Origin of the sequence: Mesorhizobium sp. WSM4311 (assembly GCF_002295115.1) — a bacterium.
Taxonomy (GTDB): domain Bacteria; phylum Pseudomonadota; class Alphaproteobacteria; order Rhizobiales; family Rhizobiaceae; genus Mesorhizobium.
The window spans coordinates 382,435-400,803 of sequence record NZ_NSFV01000007.1 but is presented as its reverse complement, the minus strand read 5'-3'; the positions used below and the strand labels follow the sequence as shown (position 1 = coordinate 400,803).

The 18,369-nt window shown below is 63.1% G+C and carries 19 protein-coding genes; 9 read left to right on the top strand and 10 right to left on the bottom strand.

Annotation, left to right across the window (positions count from 1 at the left end; translation table 11 throughout):
- Positions 1 to 45 precede the first annotated feature (45 nt).
- The 9 genes from CK226_RS21035 to CK226_RS20995 all read left to right on the top strand — a co-directional run bounded on the left by CK226_RS21035 (position 46) and on the right by CK226_RS20995 (position 8,676).
- Entirely contained in the window at positions 46 to 315 is a 270-nt protein-coding gene (locus tag CK226_RS21035) for an acylphosphatase (RefSeq protein ID WP_095775897.1), read from the top strand.
- A 170-nt stretch (positions 316 to 485) separates the two neighbouring features.
- Positions 486 to 1,136, top strand: coding sequence for a Rieske (2Fe-2S) protein (locus CK226_RS21030; protein WP_095775898.1), 651 nt, complete (start codon positions 486 to 488; stop codon positions 1,134 to 1,136).
- A complete protein-coding gene (locus CK226_RS21025; protein WP_095775927.1) occupies positions 1,136 to 1,981 on the top strand; it encodes an aromatic ring-hydroxylating dioxygenase subunit alpha in 846 nt (281 codons plus the stop codon). The genes CK226_RS21030 and CK226_RS21025 overlap by 1 nt, the downstream gene beginning before the upstream one ends.
- A complete protein-coding gene (locus CK226_RS21020; protein WP_095775899.1) occupies positions 1,978 to 2,637 on the top strand; it encodes a glutathione S-transferase family protein in 660 nt (219 codons plus the stop codon). The genes CK226_RS21025 and CK226_RS21020 overlap by 4 nt, the downstream gene beginning before the upstream one ends.
- Position 2,638: 1 nt before the next feature.
- Positions 2,639 to 4,018, top strand: a complete 1,380-nt coding sequence (locus CK226_RS21015) for an amidohydrolase (protein ID WP_095792950.1) — start codon at positions 2,639 to 2,641, stop codon at positions 4,016 to 4,018.
- A gap of 27 nt (positions 4,019 to 4,045) precedes the next feature.
- Positions 4,046 to 5,143 (top strand): BMP family ABC transporter substrate-binding protein, encoded by a 1,098-nt coding sequence (locus CK226_RS21010; RefSeq protein ID WP_179296006.1) that lies wholly within the window; start codon positions 4,046 to 4,048, stop codon positions 5,141 to 5,143.
- Between the two features lie 4 nt (positions 5,144 to 5,147).
- Positions 5,148 to 6,671 carry an ABC transporter ATP-binding protein gene (locus CK226_RS21005; protein ID WP_095792949.1) on the top strand — a complete coding sequence of 508 codons (1,524 nt, stop codon included), beginning with the start codon at positions 5,148 to 5,150 and terminating at the stop codon, positions 6,669 to 6,671.
- The gene (locus CK226_RS21000) at positions 6,668 to 7,768 is read left to right on the top strand and encodes an ABC transporter permease (RefSeq protein WP_095792948.1); all 1,101 of its coding nucleotides are present in this window, start codon (positions 6,668 to 6,670) and stop codon (positions 7,766 to 7,768) included. Before CK226_RS21005 ends, CK226_RS21000 begins: the two co-directional genes overlap by 4 nt.
- Entirely contained in the window at positions 7,765 to 8,676 is a 912-nt protein-coding gene (locus CK226_RS20995; RefSeq protein WP_095792995.1) for an ABC transporter permease, read from the top strand. The genes CK226_RS21000 and CK226_RS20995 overlap by 4 nt, the downstream gene beginning before the upstream one ends.
- 364 nt (positions 8,677 to 9,040) lie before the next feature.
- Here the strand turns inward: CK226_RS20995 and CK226_RS20990 are convergent, their stop codons facing one another.
- The 10 genes from CK226_RS20990 to CK226_RS36025 all read right to left on the bottom strand — a co-directional run bounded on the left by CK226_RS20990 (position 9,041) and on the right by CK226_RS36025 (position 18,239).
- The gene (locus CK226_RS20990) at positions 9,041 to 9,769 is read right to left on the bottom strand and encodes an ABC transporter ATP-binding protein (RefSeq protein ID WP_095792947.1); all 729 of its coding nucleotides are present in this window, start codon (positions 9,767 to 9,769) and stop codon (positions 9,041 to 9,043) included.
- The gene (locus tag CK226_RS20985; RefSeq protein ID WP_095792946.1) at positions 9,762 to 11,540 is read right to left on the bottom strand and encodes an ATP-binding cassette domain-containing protein; all 1,779 of its coding nucleotides are present in this window, start codon (positions 11,538 to 11,540) and stop codon (positions 9,762 to 9,764) included. The genes CK226_RS20990 and CK226_RS20985 overlap by 8 nt, the downstream gene beginning before the upstream one ends.
- Positions 11,527 to 12,360, bottom strand: a complete 834-nt coding sequence (locus CK226_RS20980; protein ID WP_095792945.1) for a branched-chain amino acid ABC transporter permease — start codon at positions 12,358 to 12,360, stop codon at positions 11,527 to 11,529. Before CK226_RS20980 ends, CK226_RS20985 begins: the two co-directional genes overlap by 14 nt.
- Positions 12,361 to 12,424: 64 nt before the next feature.
- Entirely contained in the window at positions 12,425 to 13,576 is a 1,152-nt protein-coding gene (locus tag CK226_RS20975) for a substrate-binding protein (protein WP_095792944.1), read from the bottom strand.
- Positions 13,577 to 13,629: 53 nt separating this feature from the next.
- Positions 13,630 to 14,475 carry a nitrilase family protein gene (locus tag CK226_RS20970; protein ID WP_095792943.1) on the bottom strand — a complete coding sequence of 282 codons (846 nt, stop codon included), beginning with the start codon at positions 14,473 to 14,475 and terminating at the stop codon, positions 13,630 to 13,632.
- A 249-nt stretch (positions 14,476 to 14,724) separates the two neighbouring features.
- Complete coding sequence (locus tag CK226_RS20965) at positions 14,725 to 15,369, bottom strand: ANTAR domain-containing protein (protein ID WP_095792942.1); 645 nt, start codon at positions 15,367 to 15,369, stop codon at positions 14,725 to 14,727.
- A complete protein-coding gene (locus tag CK226_RS20960; protein WP_095792941.1) occupies positions 15,369 to 16,502 on the bottom strand; it encodes a transporter substrate-binding domain-containing protein in 1,134 nt (377 codons plus the stop codon). The genes CK226_RS20965 and CK226_RS20960 overlap by 1 nt, the downstream gene beginning before the upstream one ends.
- A gap of 640 nt (positions 16,503 to 17,142) precedes the next feature.
- Complete coding sequence (locus tag CK226_RS20955; protein WP_095775909.1) at positions 17,143 to 17,445, bottom strand: YdhR family protein; 303 nt, start codon at positions 17,443 to 17,445, stop codon at positions 17,143 to 17,145.
- Positions 17,446 to 17,532: 87 nt separating this feature from the next.
- A complete protein-coding gene (locus CK226_RS20950) occupies positions 17,533 to 18,054 on the bottom strand; it encodes a hypothetical protein (RefSeq protein WP_245437795.1) in 522 nt (173 codons plus the stop codon).
- Positions 18,055 to 18,104: 50 nt separating this feature from the next.
- Positions 18,105 to 18,239, bottom strand: coding sequence for a hypothetical protein (locus CK226_RS36025; protein ID WP_280951258.1), 135 nt, complete (start codon positions 18,237 to 18,239; stop codon positions 18,105 to 18,107).
- Between the last annotated feature and the right edge of the window lie 130 nt (positions 18,240 to 18,369).

Genomic DNA, 18,369 nt, shown 5'->3' with positions numbered 1-18,369 from the left:
GAAATTGTGTTGCATGACCGACTAGGCTAATGTGTTAGGTCCTTCATGGCGGAGCAAATTAAGAGCGCCTCGCGCGAGCGTATGACGATCCTTGGCGACGTCGATGCTGTCTCCTTCGTGCCGTGGATCCGGCGCCATGCCGCCAAGCTCGGGCTTGTGCAGACCATATCCAGCACCAGTACCGGCCGGATCGAACTCGACGTTGCCGGCCCAGTGGAATTGATCGATATGATGGAAATGGGATGTTCCCTCGGTCCCATCGATGTCTGGGTCGAGGCAATCCACCGCGCGCCGATCAAGGGAGAAACCGGCTAGCTTGAACCTCATGCAGGGACCGGCTCCTCGGCGCATTGGACCAGTCTTGCCTTTTTTTTAGTCATTATTGCCAGTGCGAAAACATTGTGCAAACGTGACAACGCCGGTAGGAGGTCGTCGGCCACGAATTTGCATTCAGAAGATGTCGATCCTGTTCGGAAAGTTGAAGCATGAAGTCACGTACGACCGGCTCTTGGACGCCAGTCGCCCTTTCCGCCGACTTGCCGGTGGGAACCGTAATTCCGGCAAGGACGCCGACCGGACCGATTGCCCTTTGGCGAAGCCAGTCCGGGGGCGTGTCGGCATTCGCGGATAGATGCCCGCATCGCGGCATGCGGTTGTCCCATGGATTCGTGCGCGGCGAGGCCCTTTCCTGCATCTATCATGGCTGGAGCTATGCCCAAGCCGGAAACTGTGTGCGCATCCCGGCCCATCCGGGCCTGACACCGCCGGAGGCGATCCGGGTCGCGACGCGGCAGGTCGAAGAAGGCGACGGGATCATCTGGATTGCCGCGGATCAATCGGCAACTCGTCCTCCGCGACTTGACGGTCTCGCTCCGCTGCGCTCCCTGACGGCATGTGCCGGGATTGCGGCGATAGAGGCGGCCGCTGGCACCGATGCCTCCCCCGGGGGCATTGTCGGATTTGCCAACAATTCACAGACGATCCGGATGCTGGTTGCCTCGCTGGAAGACGAACAGGCGCTGATTCATGTCCTTGTGGAGGGTGACGCCAGCCCACCGGAGCGGATCGCCGCGTCACGGGCAGCGGAGGCCCTACGGCGCATGGCCGAGCATATTCAGCGGAAAGGGATCGCATGATGATCCCAAACGCAATGGTCGACGAATGGTATCCGGTCGGCCTTTTCAGCCAACTGGATGTGAGTGGGCGCAAGACGGCCCTCATGGGCGAGCCGGTCGAGGTGGGACGCGACGCCGAGGGAACCGTCAGGGTTACATCCGCCGATGGCCGCATGCTGCCCGTCTGCGTGCGCTACGGCCATATATGGACGTCGCTCGGCGAACCGCGGAAGCCGCTCTTTGCGATTCCCGAGGCCGACCAACTCGGCCGCCGGCTTGTCGATGTCGGCGTGGTCCGGGTGCGCTGCTCGCCGCTGCGCGCGGTGGAAAACTTTCTGGACATCGCGCACTTTCCCTTTGTGCACACGGACATCCTTGGTGCCGAGCCGCATACGGAAGTTCAGAACTACAAGGTCGACATACGCGAGGACGAAGACGAGGTCTGGGCAACGCAAGTGAAATTCTACCAGCCGCAGGCCGCCAAATCGGCAAGCGGGGGCGTCACCACGGAATACATGTACCGCGTGCCGGCGCCAACCTGCTCCATCCTCTACAAGACCTGCCCGCCGCGTCCCGGTGAATGGGACGTGATCACCCTCTTCGTCCAGCCGCTCGCGGAAGACCTGTGCGACGTCTGGCCATGGATGGCGCTCTTCGACGATGAGACGTCGATGACCGACCTGATCCACTTCCAGCAGACCATCTTCGTGCAAGACAGGTCGATCCTCGAAAACCAGATCCCCCGGCTGCTGCCGCTTGACCCCGGCATGGAGATCCCGACCCGGGCCGATCTGACCTCGGTCGCCTACCGGCGCTGGCTGAAGCGCCACGGCTATACCTATGGCGCGCAACTGGTGGCGCAATGAAGCTTTACGACTACATTCTTTCGCCCAGTTGCTACAAGGTTCGCCTGATGGCGGCGCTGACGGATGTGCGGATCGACATCCGCGCGGTCGATTTCCATCCCGGCGCCGAGCATCGCGGTGCCGAACTCCTGGCGCTCAATCCCGCCGGTGCCATTCCAATTCTGCAGGATGGCGACCTGATCCTAACCGAATCTTCGGCCATGCTCGTCTACCTCGCCTCAAAGGTCGACCCGCGATGGCTTGGCGGCGGTACGGCCGAGGAAGCAGCGCGTGTCCAGCAATGGCTTTCCTTCTCGCATCGGCTGACGGCCAGCCTCGGAGGCGCGCGCCTCCACGAGATGCTTCTGCGTCCTGGCGATATCGCCGGCCTACAGGCACAGGGAACCGCAGCCTTGCGCGAATTGGAAGCGGGTCTCGTCGAACAGAGTATCCGTGGCATGCGGTTCCTCGCCTCGCAACGGGCGACGATTGCCGATATCGCCTGCTTTCCCTATGTGGCGCTGGCGCCGGACGGCGGCGTCTCGCTCGATCCCTACCCCACGATCCGGCTCTGGTCCCGTGCCGTACGCAGCATAGAAGGCTTCATCGAGATGCCCGGCATCCACCGGTTGCACGATTTGAAGCCGGAACCCCTCCCTGAAACCAGTGGGTTCTGACGTGGCAGGCTACCTTTTTGAGAATTGCGTGGCAGTCATCGTCGACACGGGCGACGGCCTTGGTGTCCGGCGCAACGTGGACGTGCTGACCGATGGCCCCGCGATCAGGGCGATCGGCGAAGGTCTTGGCAAAGGACCGCTGCCCGCCGGGACCATCACGCACGACGCCGCTGGCTGGTTCGTCTATCCTGGGCTCGTGAACACCCACCACCACTTCTTCCAGTGTTTCGTGCGCAACCGAGCGGATCTCGACTGGACGAAGTTGTCGGTGATGGAATGGCTCGACCGCATCTATCCGATCTTTTCGCGGCTGACCGAAGACTGCTTCTACCACGCCTCGGTCACCGCGATGGCCGAGATGATCAAGCACGGCTGCACCACGGCGTTCGATCACCAGTATTGTTTTCCACGCCATGCCGGCAAGCGGCTGATCGACCGCCAATTCGAGGCCGCCGACCTCCTGGGCATGCGCTTCCATGCGGGCCGCGGTGGCAACACTCTGCCGAAGTCGGAAGGCTCCACCATTCCCGACGCCATGCTGGAAACGACTGACGAGTTCATCGCCGATTGCGCCCGCCTTATCGACACCTATCACGACGCCGGCCCGTTCAGCATGCGCCAGCTTGTCGTCGCCCCTTGCCAGCCGGTCAACTGCTACCGCGAAACCTTTGTGGAATCGGTGGCGCTGGCACGAGATCGGGGCGTCCAGATGCACACGCATGTCGGCGAAGGCGAAAGCCGGGTTATCGAGGCCCGGTACGGCATGCGGACCGTCGACTACTGCGCGGAACTCGGCTTCGCGGGGCCGGACGCCTTCTATGCCCATTGCTGGGAACTGACCCACGACGAACTGCGCAAGATGGCTGCAAGCGGAGCCGGCGTCTCCCATTGCCCAGAACCGGTCTATCTGGTTGGCGCGGAAGTCACGGACATTCCGGCCATGTCGGCCTTCGGCCTCCGTGTGGGGCTCGGTTGCGACGGTGCCGCCTCGAACGACAATTCCAACTTGATGCACTGCATCCACTCCGCCTACGTGCTGCAGTGCCTGGCGGCATCGACGCGTGCGCATCCTGTCCCGCCACCGGCCGACTTCCTCGGCTATGCCACGACGGGCGGCGCGGCGCTCCTGGGCCGAGGTGACATCGGCCGGCTTGCGCCCGGCATGGCCGCCGATCTCTTCGCCATCGACACCCGGCGCATGGACTATGTCGGCACCCGGCACGATCCGCTGAGCCTGATCGCCAAGGTCGGCATCGGCATGCCGACGGACCTGACCATGATCAACGGCCGTGTCGTCTGGTCGAAAGGCGAGTTCACCGGGCTCGACGAGGGGCGGCTATTCGCCGACGCCGAGGCGGCACTTGCCTCGGTTCAAATCTAGAAACTTGAAAACAGGGGAACCTAAATGCTGAAAAATCTCAACCGCAGAATACTGATGAAGGCCGCCGCCGCCTCCGGCCTCGCCGCGGTGCTGGGCGGTCGCTCCGCGCTCGCCGCCGACGAACCCTTGGGCATCACGCTCGTGGTCCCCTCGCCGGTCGGCGACGTCGGCTGGGGCCGGGCGCTTGCCGACGGCCTGGAGCCGGTAAAGGCCGCTTATGGCGACAAGGTAAAAGTCACGATCATCGAAAACATCGCGGAAGGCCCGGATGCCGACCGCATCATGAACAAGACCGTTGCCGACGGGAACAAATTCCTGATCGCCGGCTCCTTCGGCTACCAGAACGGCGCCCTCCAGGCCGCCCACCGCAATCCCGGCGTCACCGTGCTGCACGCCTCCGGCTTTCAGGTGGCGCCGAACTTCTCGCCCTTCGCCGCCAAGTATTTCCAGGGTACCTATCTGATGGGAATGGCCGCTGCCGCGCTGTCCAAGACCGGCAAGCTCGGTTCGGTCTCTGCCTTCGCCATTCCAGAACTGATCACCTCCATCAACGCCTTCACGTTGGGCGCGCAGGCGGTGAAGCCTGATATCGAGGTCTCGGTCGTCTGGGTAAACTCTTGGTTCGATCCGGCCAAGGAACAGGAAGCCGCCAAGGCCTTGCTGGCGCAGAAATGCGACGTGATCTTCTCCAATGCACAGGACACGCCGTCGGTCATCGCGGTCTGCGAGGAGGCCGGCATCTACACCTTCAACCTCAATTCCTCGATGAAGAAATACGCTCCGAAAACCTATCTCGGTTGCGTCGCGACGGATTGGTCGCCTTTCTTCAAGGCCTCGGTCGACGCCCATCTCGCTGGCACGTTCAAGGGTGCCAACGCCTTCCTCGGCGTCGGCGACAAGGTCGTCGAGGTCGTCGACTGGAGCCCGGACGTGCCCGCCGACATGATGGCCAGGATCAAGGAGGTCGAGACCAAGATCGCTAATGGCGGTTTCTCGCCATTCACCGGACGGATCGCCAAAGCCGATGGCAGCGATGGCGTCCCCGCCGGCGCTACGCTCACGGATGCCGAGATTGTCGCGATGGACTGGCACGTCAAGGGCGTCACCACCCCTCTGCCGAAGTGATCCTATGACTGCTTCGCTCCTGTCGCTTCGCGGCATCTCCAAGAAATACGGCCAGATCCATGCCAATCAGGACATCGATCTGGACGTGGCTCCACGGTCGATTCACGCGATCCTCGGGGAAAACGGGGCGGGCAAATCGACGCTGATGAAGCTGATTTACGGCGTCGAACAGCCAGACGGCGGAACCGCCTTCTGGGACGGCGAACCCTTGCGCCTTGCCTCCCCCGCGGAGGCGCGGCGTAAGGGGATCAGCATGGTTTTCCAGCATTTTTCGCTCTTCGAAACCCTGACCGTTGTGGAGAACATTCGACTGGTCGTGCCAGGCCGGAAAGCCCGCCTGGCGGAGCGCACCCGCGCGCTCGGGGACGAGTTCGGCTTGGAGGTCGATCCACTCGCCCAAGTGCATGCGCTCTCCGTAGGCGAGCGGCAGCGGGTAGAGATCATCCGTTGCCTGATGACCAATCCGAAGCTGCTGATCCTCGACGAACCAACCTCTGTCCTGCCCCCGCAATCGGTGGGCAAGCTTTTCGAGACGTTGCGCCGGCTACGCGACGGCGGCGTCTCCGTCCTGTTTATCTCGCACAAACTGGACGAAATCCGTGCAGTCTGCGACCGGGCGACCATCCTGCGCGGCGGGCGCGTGACCGGAAACGTCGACCCGCGCGATCACGATACGCACGACCTTGCCTGCATGATGATCGGCCGCGACATGCCGGAGCCAGCGCCGGCACTTCCCATGCCCCGGGGGGAAAAGCGGCTCGAGATTATCGGCCTGGACTATCGGCCCCACGACCTCTTTGCCGTTGCGCTCTCAGATGTCGACCTCACGCTGCGTTCCGGCGAAATCCTCGGCATAGCCGGCATTTCGGGGAATGGGCAGAGCGAGCTCGCCGCGCTCGTCTCCGGCGAGACGCTGCTGCCGAAGGGACAGCGCGACCATATCCACATGATGGGCAAGGATGTGAGCGCGCTCGACGCGGCCTCGCGCAGAAAACTCGGATTTGCCTTCGTCCCTGAAGACCGGCTCGGTCGCGGCGCGGTACCCGAGATGTCGCTCGTCCGCAATAGCCTGCTGACGGCTCATCCGCTCGGGCTTTTGAGACGCGGTCTGGTCGACAGGGCGCGGGCGACGGCGTTCACCAATGACTGCATCCGGCAATATGATGTGCGCACGCCCGGCCCGGACGCGGAGGCCGGCGCGCTTTCGGGCGGCAATCTGCAGAAATTCATCGTCGGCCGCGAGATCATGCTGTCCCCGAAACTGCTGCTCGTGGCGCAGCCGACATGGGGCGTCGACATCGGTGCCGCATCCGCCATACGCAGGCGCCTCGTCACACTGCGCAACGGAGGCATGGCGATCCTCGTCATCTCCGAGGAACTGGAGGAACTCTTCGAACTCTGCGATTCCATCCAGGTGCTCCATCACGGCCGGCTGAGCCCCCCGCTGGTCACGAACGACACCAGGCCGGAGGACATCGGGCGATACATGATCGGAGCATCTGCAACCGCCGGTCAGGTTCCCGCATGAACGCTTTTCCAGTATCTATCCTCCCGGCCCTTGTGCGCCGGGAGCACGCCTCGCTCGCTGCTACGCTGCTTGCCCCTCCCGCCGCGCTCGCCGTGGCGATCCTTTTCAATCTTGGGCTCTACGTGCTGATCGGCCGGGACCCGGCAGCAGTCGTCTATGCGATGCTCCTCGAGCCGTTCCTGTCCTGGGCCTCATTCTCGGAAGTGCTGCTCAAAACAGGACCGCTGCTTCTCGTCGCGCAGGGGCTGGCGATTGGTTTTCGCGCAAAGGTGTTCAACATCGGGGCCGAAGGTCAGTTTATCCTCGGCGCCATCTTCGCCTCGGCCATTCCCGTATGGTTTCCGCTGGCAACGGGCCTTTGGATCTGGCCATCGATGCTGCTCCTCGGGGCCATAGGCGGCGCCCTCTGGGCGTCGATAACCGCCTTCTGGCGCGTCCGGCTCAACGCCAACGAGATTCTTGTCTCCCTGATGCTGAGCCTCGTTGCCGTACAGGTGCTCAACTACCTGCTGCTTGGCCCGTGGAAGGATCCCAATGGCTTCAACTTTCCTCAATCCGTGATGTTCCAGTACGATGCGATGGTGCCGATCCTGATCCCCGGCACCCGCGTCAACGTCTCGCTGCTTCTGGCATTTGCCTTGTCCATCGCGGCATGGGCATTCATACAGAAGAGCTTCACCGGCTACAAACTGCAGGTTGGCGGCCGCGCGCCGCGTGCTGCCGCCTATGCCGGTTTCGCCGAGGGACGGGCGATCTGGCTCTCTCTGCTCATCGGCGGCTTCGCCGCGGGACTGGCGGGCGCGGCCGAGGTGGCCGGCCCTATCGGTCAACTGCAGCGCTCGATCTCGACGGGTTATGGCTACGCGGCTATCATCGTCGCCTATCTCGGCGGTCTGCATCCCCTGGGCATCGTCTTTTCCGCGCTCATCATGGCGGCGCTCTATATCGGCGGCGACAACGCCATGGTGTCGGCCAATCTGCCGGTCGCCGCGGTGCGCGTCTTCCAAGGCAGCCTGCTCCTCGCCTATCTCATCGCCGCTGCCTTCGTGCGCTACCGTCTCGAATGGCGCCGTCCCGCCCACCGGAGCCCATCATGAACGCCGTCGAGTTCGTCCTTGCCGGCATGCTCGCGGCCGCAACGCCGTTTCTTCTCGCGTCGCTGGGCGAGCTGGTGGCCGAACGCACCGGGGTGCTCAATCTCGGTGTGGAAGGATTGATGGCATTCGGCGCGGTCCTCGCCTTCATCATCGTCTATCATGGCGGCGGGCATTTCCTGGGTTTCCTCGCCGCGGGCGCCGGCAGCGCGGCGTTGTCCCTCGTCTTTGCCATCGTCACGCTCGGGTTTCGTGCAAACCAGGTGGCGACTGGCCTCGCCATCGGCATCCTCGGCCAGGGCCTCTCGGCGCTGTTCGGCAAGACCTATGAAAGCCTTACTGTCCGGGGGCTTCCAAAGCTCGCCTTGCCCTGGCTTTCCGATATCCCGGTCGTCGGCGGGCTTTTCACGCAGGATGTCGTCGTCTGGCTTTCCCTTGCGGCGACCTTGGCCATCTGGGCGATGTTTGCCTATACGAAGGCCGGGCTCGTCATCCGGGCCGTCGGTGAAAACCCCAAGGCGGCGCACGCCATCGGCTATCCGGTCATCGCCGTCCGCCTCGCCGGAGTCACGTTCGGCGGCGCGATGGCAGGCTTTGCCGGCGCCTACGCCGCAGTGGTTTATACGCCGCTTTGGGCAGATGGAATGATCGCCGGGCGCGGCTGGATTGCCATTGCCCTCGTCGTTTTCGGAACGTGGCTCACCGGTCGGATTTTCCTGGGTGCATGCCTCTTCGGCGCGGTGTCGCTTTTGGCTCTCGCCGCGCAGGCAACGGGACTGGACGTGCCGTCGCAACTGCTTTCAAGCTTGCCCTACCTGGTCACGATCATCGTACTCGGCATCATTTCATCAGACCGCCGCATGATGCAGCTCAACGGCATCGCCTCGCTCGGTGACCCCTTCGAGCATTAACAACAGCTAAATTTAGTTTCCATGCGAGTTGTGGCTCAGCTTTATCCCAAAGCGGGTCAATCAATGCATTTTAACCACGGCGCTATGAGCGCGGCCGCATTGGGGCCGACAGCGGGCCGGCAGCTTTAAGCTACAAATAGCTAGAAGCGGACATTGCTGCACGCCGCTTGCTTCGTCGAGAAGCTGGCCTGGGCGGACACTCGGATCTCCAGACTGAAAGGTCGGAATGCGCCCTGACCCGGATATTGTCTTGGTTGCCGGTTCGGACATTCCCGTCGCCGCGAGCTTCCTTCTGCAAATCGCCGGCCACAGCGTCGCAGTTCAGGGGAACGAATGGGTTCGGAGTATCTGGGCCGGATACGCCTTAGATCTTCAGATGCTGAAGAACTCGGCTCGCCGTTCCCTCGGTTACATCCCCAGCATCGTCGATACGGCCAAGTTTTAGCACCGCCCAGTTGTCGGCGACGCCAAGCGCGAAGGGCAGGTTCTGCTCGACGATCAGGATCGTCGTGCCGTTGGCCCGGCGTTCTTCCTTGAGAGCTGTGGCGATGCGTTCGACGACGGAGGGCTGCAGGCCTTCGGAAATCTCGTCGATCAAAAGCAGCTTCGGCTGCAGCATCAGCGCACGGCCGAGGATGAGCATCTTCTGCTCGCCGCCGGACAGCGTTCCGGCGCGTTGCGACAGGCGCTCCCGCAGGAACGGAAAATGCCCGTAGACCCGCTCTACCGCTTGCGCAAAGCCGCGATCCGAACGCAGGGCGAGCCGCAAATTGTCGCGCACGCTGAGATCCTGGAACAGGGCCTGCTCCTGTGGCGCATAGCCGACGCCCGATGCGATCAGCGAGGCCTGGGAAACGCCTGACATCGACGCGCCATCAAGGCTGATGTCGCCCGAACGCAGCGCCACGAAGCCTAAAATGGTTTTAAGCACCGTGGTCTTGCCCATGCCGTTCTTGCCCATCAGCGCAAAAATCTGCCCAGGCGCGATGGAAAGCGACAGCGCCTCGATGACGGCAACCGGCCCATAGCCGCTCGAAACGTTCGACAGCGAGAGTTTCGGCAAGGTGGTTCTGGCCTCTCTGGTCTCAAGCATGGGCGGCTCCCGAATAGATCGTCCGGACCGTTTCGGAATTGACGACCTCGGCGACGCTGCCGTCGAGGACAAGCTTGCCCTGGTGGAGAACGACGATCCTGGTCGAGATGTCGCGGACGAAATCGAGATCGTGCTCGACCAGGATGGCGGCAAAGCCAAGCTCCCCGGTCAGCTTCTGCAGCGTGCCACCGATGGTGGTGCGCTCGACCTTGGTCAGTCCGGCCGTCGGTTCGTCGAGCAGGATGAGTTTTGGCTCGAGCGCAACCACCATGGCGAGCTCAAGGCTCTGTTTCTGCCCATGCGACAAGAGCGACACCGGCTGGCCGAGCATACGGTCGAGCCCGGTGGAGCGCAAAATATCGGCGGCGGCTGCCGGCAGTCCAAGCGTGGCGGAGCGGCGCAGCAGGCTCGGCGCCTGGCGCGAGGCGCGTGCCATGCGCAGGCAGTCGGCGACGGTCAGGCTGTCGAAGACGCTCGCCACCTGGAATTTTCGGCCGACGCCGAGCGTCACGATTTCGTCCGGGGTCATGCCATCGATGTTCTGGCCGGCGATGCTGACGCTTCCGGTGGTGGCCTCGGTGCCGTCGCTGAGGCAGCGCATCAGCGTCGTCTTGCCGGCGCCATTGGGGCCGACGAGGCTGACCAGTTCGCCGGGGCGCACATCGAGGTCGATGCCTTGCAGAACCTGCAGGCTGCCGAAGGATTTGCCGAGGCCGCTGACGGAGAGCACGCGGTTGTCGCCGGTGCTGCCGTTCCCGGCCGGCGCGACGGTGATGGCCGGGCTGCCGGCGGCGTTGGCCTGCTCACCATTGCGGCGCGGCAGGGCCATTCTGGCCAGTTGCGCCAACCCGTTCGGCAACAGGATGATCATGACCACGAACAGGGTTCCGACGACCAGGTTCCACAGGAAGGGCAGATCGCCGGACAGCTGGGCGCTGAGATAGTCGATGCCGATCGCACCCATGACCGGCCCGATAATGGTGCCGCGACCGCCAAGGGCGGTCCAGAGGACGATCTCGGTGCCGAAGACGAAGCCGGTGTTTTCCGGCGCCACCACGCCGGAGGCATTGGCATAGAGGAAGCCGGCAATGCCGGCGACGCCGGCCAGCAGCGCCGTCAGCACGATCTTGAGGCGCTGCGGATTGAGGCCGAGATAGGCGCAGCGCGCTTCATTGTCGCGAATGGCGACGAGCAGCTTGCCCGCATCGGAGCGGGTGAAGACCAGGGCGACGACTGTGGTGACGATCAGGCAGATGCCGGTGAGCCGGAAATAACCCGGCAGGCCGAGCGGCAGGCCGGAATAGCCGACCAGCCCGCTGCTCGATCCGGTCCACACTCCGCCCGAAAACACCAGTTGCGTCACCACGATCGGCACCACCAACGAGATCACCGTCGCATAGAGCGGTGTTGAGCCATGGCCGAACGACAGCCAGCCGACGAAACCGCCGAGCAGCACAGGCACGATGACTGCCAGGGCAAGCGCCAGCGCCAGAAGGGCGGGCGTCGAGCCGAGATGGCTCAGCACCATGGCACTGGCATAGGCGCCGGTGCCGAAGAACGCCGCCTGGCCGAAGGTCAGGATGCCGGTGTAGCCCCACAGAATGTCGACGGTCACCGCCAGCATGGCGTAGATCATCGAGCGGGTCAGCACGTTGAGCGTAAAGCGATCGAACAGCGCAGGTCCGATGACGACGACGACCGCGGTCGCAAGCGCAATGGCTGCAAACAGCCAGACCCTCGGTGGGATGGAACGGTTTTCAGGCACGGGCAAATCCCTTCGGGCTGATGCGCAACACCAGGGCGCACAGGACCGCCACCGTGATGCCGCCGAGAATGGGGCTGACGAAGGTGCTGACCAGAACCTGGGCGCCACCGAAGACGATGCAGGCGATGGCCAGCGTCGAGAAGGACGATCCGGCGACCATGACCAGCATGAACGAGCCGATCAGCCAGGCGACGCCCATATTCGGATCGACGCTGGTCAGCGGCGTCAGCAGCACGCCGGCAAGTGCCGCCAGTCCGGTGCCGACGATGAAGGTGGCCAGCCGCACGCGGGCGGTGTCGACGCCGAGCGCGCGGGCCAGCACCTCGTTCATGATCACCGCTTGCGCCGACAGGCCGAGCCGCGTGCCTTCGAGAAGAAAGGTGAAGGCAAGCCCGATCACCAGCGCGGCGGCCACCGCGAACAGCCGGTAGAGCGAATAGCCGACACCGAAGACATCGACCGTGCCCGACAGGAGATTGGAAGTGAATTGCACGTCGCGCCCGAACCACAGCGTGATCAGCTGGCCGATGACGATGCCCAGCCCCCAGGTCGCCAGAATGGCGTCTAGCGGCCGGCGATAGAGCGGCCGCACGATCACCAGTTCGGTGATGCCGCCAAGGATTGCGCCGACGGCAAATGCGATCGGCAGCGCTGCCCAGGGATTGAGCCCGAGGCCGGCCGTCGCCACCGCGCAATAGGCACCGATCGTCAGCCAGGCGCCGTGGGCGAAATTGATGATCTTCAGCACGCCGAAGATCGCAAGCAGGCCGGCGGCAACGATGAACAGGATCGCCGCCGTCGTCACCATGTCCAGGAGAAGCGTCATGGCAGGTCCTCGATGATGTGGAACGGGGCGGCTCAGGGCCGCCCCGTTGCGAACAGAGGCGCGACTACAGGTTCGGGCACTGTTGCCCGGGGTCGACGCCTTCGAATTTGTCGACGACGGTCGCCGAGCCATCCGCCTTTACCTGGCCGAGATACATGGTCAGCGGAGCGTGGTGCTGCTTGCTCATCGAGACCGTGCCGCGGGGGCCGACGAAGGATACCTCGGCAAGCGCTGCGAGCACAGCGGCTGTGTCGGTCGACCCGGCTTTCTCGACCGCGGCCTTGTAGAGGTAGATGCCTTCATATTCAGGCACTGAGAGGTCGTTGGGGGTGCGCAGGTCGGCGCCGAACTTCTTCTCGATGGCGGCAAGGAAGGCCTTGTTGGCGTCGCTGCCGATGCTGGTCACATAGGAAGCGGAAATGAAGATGCCGGCAGCATCCGCACCCATGCTCTTGGCGGTCCCTTCGTCGACGGCGAGGTTGCCATAGGGGATGGTAACACCAGCGCCGCGCAACTGCTTGGTCAAGGTGACGTTCGGCGCGCCGCCGGCGGTCGAGGTGATCACCGCATCGGCGCCGGAACTCTTCAGGTTGGAGATGATCGCCGTCCAGTCGCTGCCTTCCATCGGCAGATACTCCTCGCCGACCACACTGGCGCCTGACTTCTCGATATAGGCCTTGGCGAATTCCAGCATGCCGCGGCCGAACGCGTAATCCGAGCCGATCAGGAAGAATTTCTTGGCGCCTTGCGTCTTGATGAAATTGTCGACGATCGGCGGCACCTGCTGCTCCGGCACCCAGGCATTGACGAACAGGTTGGCGTTGCAGGATTTGCCCTCGTAGAACGAGGTGTAGATGTAGGGTATGTCGCCCTTCGAGATGATCGGCAGGCCGGCATTGCGGGCAGCACTCGTCTCCATGGTGATGACGGCGTTGACCTCCTTCTGGAAGACCAGCGAATCGAAGGCCTTCTGCGCCCCCGCCGCACCCGAGGCATCGTCGGCGATCTCCAGCGCAAGCTGGCGCCCGAGCACGCCGCCGGCAGCGTTGATTTCGGCAACCGCCAGTTCCGCCGATTGGACGACCGAAGGCGCGACGACGCTGTTGGCGCCAGAGAGACCGACCGGGATGCCGATCTTGATCGGTCCGTCCGCGGCGAAGGCGGCGCTGGTCAGGGCGGCGCTGGCGAATGCAAGGATCACTGCTCTGTTCTTCATGGTATTCCCCTTTCTTTGGTTGATCTTACCGGGTGGTGCCGGCTTCTTCTTGGTTATCCGTAGACGTCACTGCGGCGGTCGCCGATGGCGTCGTTGCGCTCACTCAGCGCGCGCGCCCTGGCGACCTCGCCGAGGTTGATCGTGGCGATGAGGATTTCCTCGTCGGCTTCGCTGGCCGGCCCAGCAATCGGCCAGCCGGTCGGGCCGACGATCAGGCTCCTGCCGACAAAGGGCTGGCCGCGCTCGATGCCGACACGGTCGGCGCAGGCGATGTAGATGCCGTTGCTGTGGGCGGCGGCCTTGTGCAGGATGTTGGCCATCGGCTCCGGGTGGTCGCCCTGGGCGGGCATCGGCACCCAGTTGGTCGGCACGCAGACCAGCTCGGCGCCCTTCAGCGCCAGCTGCCGATAGGTCTCCGGGAACCAGCCGTCATAGCAGATCGCCACGCCGATCCGGCCTATCGCGGTCTCGAACACCGGCAGGCCGAGATTGCCCGGCTGGAAGTAGAGTTTTTCGCGGTTCCACAAATGCAGCTTGCGGTAGGTGCCGATGGGACCCGATGGCCCGCACAGCATGGCTGCGTTGAAGAAGCGGTCGCCGTCGCGCTCGGCAAGACCGCTGACGATGTGGAGGTCAAGCTCGTTGGCCAGCGAACAGAGCAGCGTGGCGCTGCGCCCATCCGGGATGGGCGCTGCGAGCTCGGCAAGCTCTTCGTGGCTGTCGAAGACATAGCCGCTGTCGGCCAGCTCCGGCAGCACCACCACAGATGCGCCGAGACCGGCGGCCTGGCGGATCAATCGCTCCATCGATTTGAGATTTTTGTCCAGCCGGCCGATCGCCGGCTGGAACTGGATGCAGGCCAGACGTAGGTCCGCCGTCGCTTTCGCATGTGTCGTCAAGGCCTGTCTCCAAACGCAAAAAACCCCTGGGCGCGGAAGTCATCCGCGAGCCAAGGGCTACATAGCCATCAATGTGAAACGGCATTCCTGCCGATGAGCAAACCTGCTCGTGCTTTAAGAAATTGCACGGACGGGAGATCGCGTCAAGGGCCAAAGATTCTGGCCAAAACCGCTGGTGTAAAGTTCGATTTATGGAAGCAAAATCAGCTGGTTATACCAGCTTTTTTGCCGCAGCATATCGCTAGGGGCCTATCGATCGGTCGGCTGTTTCTGATTGCCTTGCGTGGCAATTCCGAAGCCGAAAGCCCGCATCGCTTCCTGGGCCGCGAGGATGCCGTCGGCGACAGAAACCAGCGCCACCCGCTTCGATGTCGCCTGATCGCGGATGAGCTTGTAGGCAGTCTCCTCGTCGACGCCGTTCATCTCGACCAGCACCTTGACCGCCTTCTCGATCGTGCGGCGACCTTTCAGCGTATCCTCCAGCTTGCGCACCTTGTTGGCCAGCCGCCCTTCGTAGCCGTAGCGATAGCGGGCCAGCGCAAATTGCGTTAGCACGCCCAGTTGTCGCAGCGGTTTGGTGATGACACCGTGGGCGTTGAGGTCAATGATCGCCTTGATCGAAGTCGGGCTTTCGTAGGTGACGATGGCGACGACTGCTGCATTCACGCCTTCTATGAGTGACACCATCGCATCGGTCGGCGCTTCGCCCACCTGCACGAACACCGTGTCGATATCGCCCGGGATCGACGCCGGCGGCGGCCACGCCGCCCGGACCTCGCAACCCAACCGCCTGAGGTGATCGACCAGGGCAGCGCCATCCTCGTCCTTGGGGTGGATGACCAAGATCTTCGCTTGCCGCAGATCGTTGAGGATGCGTTTGAGCGTCGCCGTCATTACAGCCACGGCTCCTCGAAATGGGTGGCGGCGAGATAAGGGTCTGGCCGGATCGGCGCCTGCGACTGCCATGCGATGTCGAACTGGCCAGCAGCGTTGGCGATGCCGATGCGCGGTGTCGACCAGACATGGCGGTTTTCCTGGTCGAACATCATCCTTCCCTCCGGCGACGCATAGTCGACTTCGAGCGCCGCCTGGCTGAGGCGGAATGTGTCGAGGGTTCCCGCCTTCTCCAGCGCGCGAGCGAACAGATGCACCTGCGTATAGGCCGTTTGCGACCACATGGTCGCGGTTGTCCTGTCGCCAAAGCGGCGGGCGAGGTCACCGACAAAGCGCTGGTTCTCGTCGCTGTCGACACTCGCCAGATAAGGCGCGGCCAGCACATGGCCGGTGCAATGCTCGGCCCCGATCACCCGGATCTCGCCTTCCGCGAGCGTCAGGCTGGCGATCGGCCGCTTTGTCCGGTCGATGCCGGCTTCGGCATAGAGCCTGTAAAGGATCTGCGCGCTACGCCCGATCACCGTCGAGAAGACGGCGTCCGGCGCGGCCTTTTCGATGTCGGCCATTAGCCGTCGCATCCGGCGTTCGTCGGCATCGAGCGGCACATATTGTTCCTCGACGATGGTGCCGCCCCTGCATTCCAGCAGGTCGCGCATCACCCGGTTGGATTCATGCGGGTAGATGTAGTCGGACCCGGCCATGAACACGCGCGGCCCGTAGCGTTGCAGGATGAAGTCGGCAAGCGCGAAGGTGTTTTGGTTGAGCGTGGCGCCGGTGTAGAGGACGTTTTCGGAATATTCGAAACCCTCGTAGATCGAGGGGTACCAGAGCAGGCCATTGTAGCGCTCGACGATCGGCAGCACGGCCTTGCGGCTGCCCGACATCGAACAGCCGAAGATGACGTTGACATCGTCCTCGGTCAAAAGCTTGCGGGCGAGCGACCGAAACGCCTCGGGGTCGCTGCCCGGGTCGTAGGCAATCGGCTCGATCTGCCGCCCCAGTACGCCACCGCCGGCATTGATCTCTTCGATTGCGAGCGCCGTGCCGTAGAAATGCTCGCTTTCGGTGACCGAGGTGATGCCGCTGCGCGAAAAAAGGATGCCGACACGCCATGTCTGGGCTGTTCCTGGCACGGCAATCCTCCCCTGCGTTTTTCCGGGAAAGGCCTATTGCACATGAGACGTTATGGCAATCGTCATTGGATAGTTGCTCTAGTTGCGTACAGATGACGTGCCGTTTGGTCAGTAGTTAATGCAAAGCGCCGCGCACGTCTCGTTTGAGCGAATGTCAAGAATGCCACCAAGCAGCCGCCATTGTAGCGGCCACTTTGAACGAGGTTGGCGCAAACTCGCCTATATCCAAAGCACCAGCGATGTCCGCTTTTGGTAGGCGAACCGCACTACTAGAATGACCGAAATGAGGCGCAAAGCTGCCATCAAAGTCGGAGAATATCGGTTGTGGAATTCCACTGCGAGAGATCCGCTTCTGGCCCAAAGCCGGCCTTCGCGACCGGATTGCGGGTGACCCCTTTGCGCCTCTAACCGGACTCTCGGAGCCGACTACCGAGCTGGTCTCGCACCACAGCGGGGCAGCGCGACGCCTCCAGGCTTGGCGATGCTCTCGCCACATGCTGCAACATGCCGCCGTCCCATAGATGTCACCGTTCTCGACAACCTCAAATTGGCTTGAACTGGCTTTACCTACGCGCGACAGCGGGAGGCGCTCGTCCCGTTATCTTAAGTGACGCTTGCGCCATCCTAACCTCCGAGAACACTACTTCACCGGGCCACGTGTGATGGTCGTGAGTCCCGCGATCACGTCAAACGCCTTGATGCTCAACGTCGGATCACCTTTCATCTCCGCAATAATTGGCCCGTCCAAGAAGGCTTGCACTGTGGCGCCATCGTCGAAAAGATAGATCCCTCCGGCTTCGCTTTGGGCCTCGTTTATGATCCAGACCTTCCAGCGCAGGCCAGGTAGGTCCGCGATGGGTTGAGCATAGGGCAGGTTTTCTCGCTCATACTCGGCCCTCGGGCCGGTGAGCTTGTAGTTGATTTGCAGGATTTTGGCCGACATGTCTTCCCTCCCTTATTTCCTCTGTAGTAGGCGTTGCGCGGCTACGAACGACCCTCCGCGCGTGAGCCTGCAACCTCAGTGTGGTTTTCAAGAAAGCGGGACGATTCCCTCGAGCGCCGCATAGACCAAGGTTCGCAGCCAACGGTCCATGCTGCGTGCAAGGCCGGGGTCGCCGCTCAGGAAAAGGCCGCCCTCTTCTTTCTCACGCTCGATGCTGGAGCGGCCCTCCAGGATGGCCCCCAGCGAAACAACGCCGGTCTCGACGTAAAGGTCGACGTCTCGGCGGGGGTCGAGCGAGCATAGCTCGGGCAAGTCCGCGCCCGGCTCGACCACAAACCAGTAGTGGGGGCACTTCGGTGGGGGATCGTCGCGGAAATGGAAGCGGATGACGGCGCGCCGCCGCGGCAGTTCAGCGAGGTCGATCTTTCGCCGCACGAACCACATGAGGGTCGAAACATCCACGTCGGCGAGCGCGATCTCGGCCTCGATGTTGCATTGCGCCCATTCCGCCAGCGCGTTCATCGCCGGCTCGAGCTTGATCGACTTCTCGGTGCGGAAATAGGCGACGTTGCCCGACGCCTCGTCCTCCACGCGCTCGACCAGGCCCAACGCTTCCATCTCCTTGAGCCGCCTCGACAAGAGGGCGGACGAGATGTTGCCTACCCCCTGCGAATGTCATTGAAGCGGGTCGAGCCGTTCCAGAGCTCGGTCAGGATTTGGATCGTCCAGCGCGGCTCCGGGAACTCGCAGGCGCGCGAGATCGGGCAGAGCAGTCCGTAAGGCCGTCGCGTCATCGCTGAGCGCTCCTTTGCCGCAAGTTAGGCCTTGCGGAGGACTAAGGCCAGTTCACAATCTGAAGCGGAGCGCTTCCGAAGCTGCCCTGGCGCCTTCCCGCCTTCTGCCGTCACGGTGATCGTCATTCGA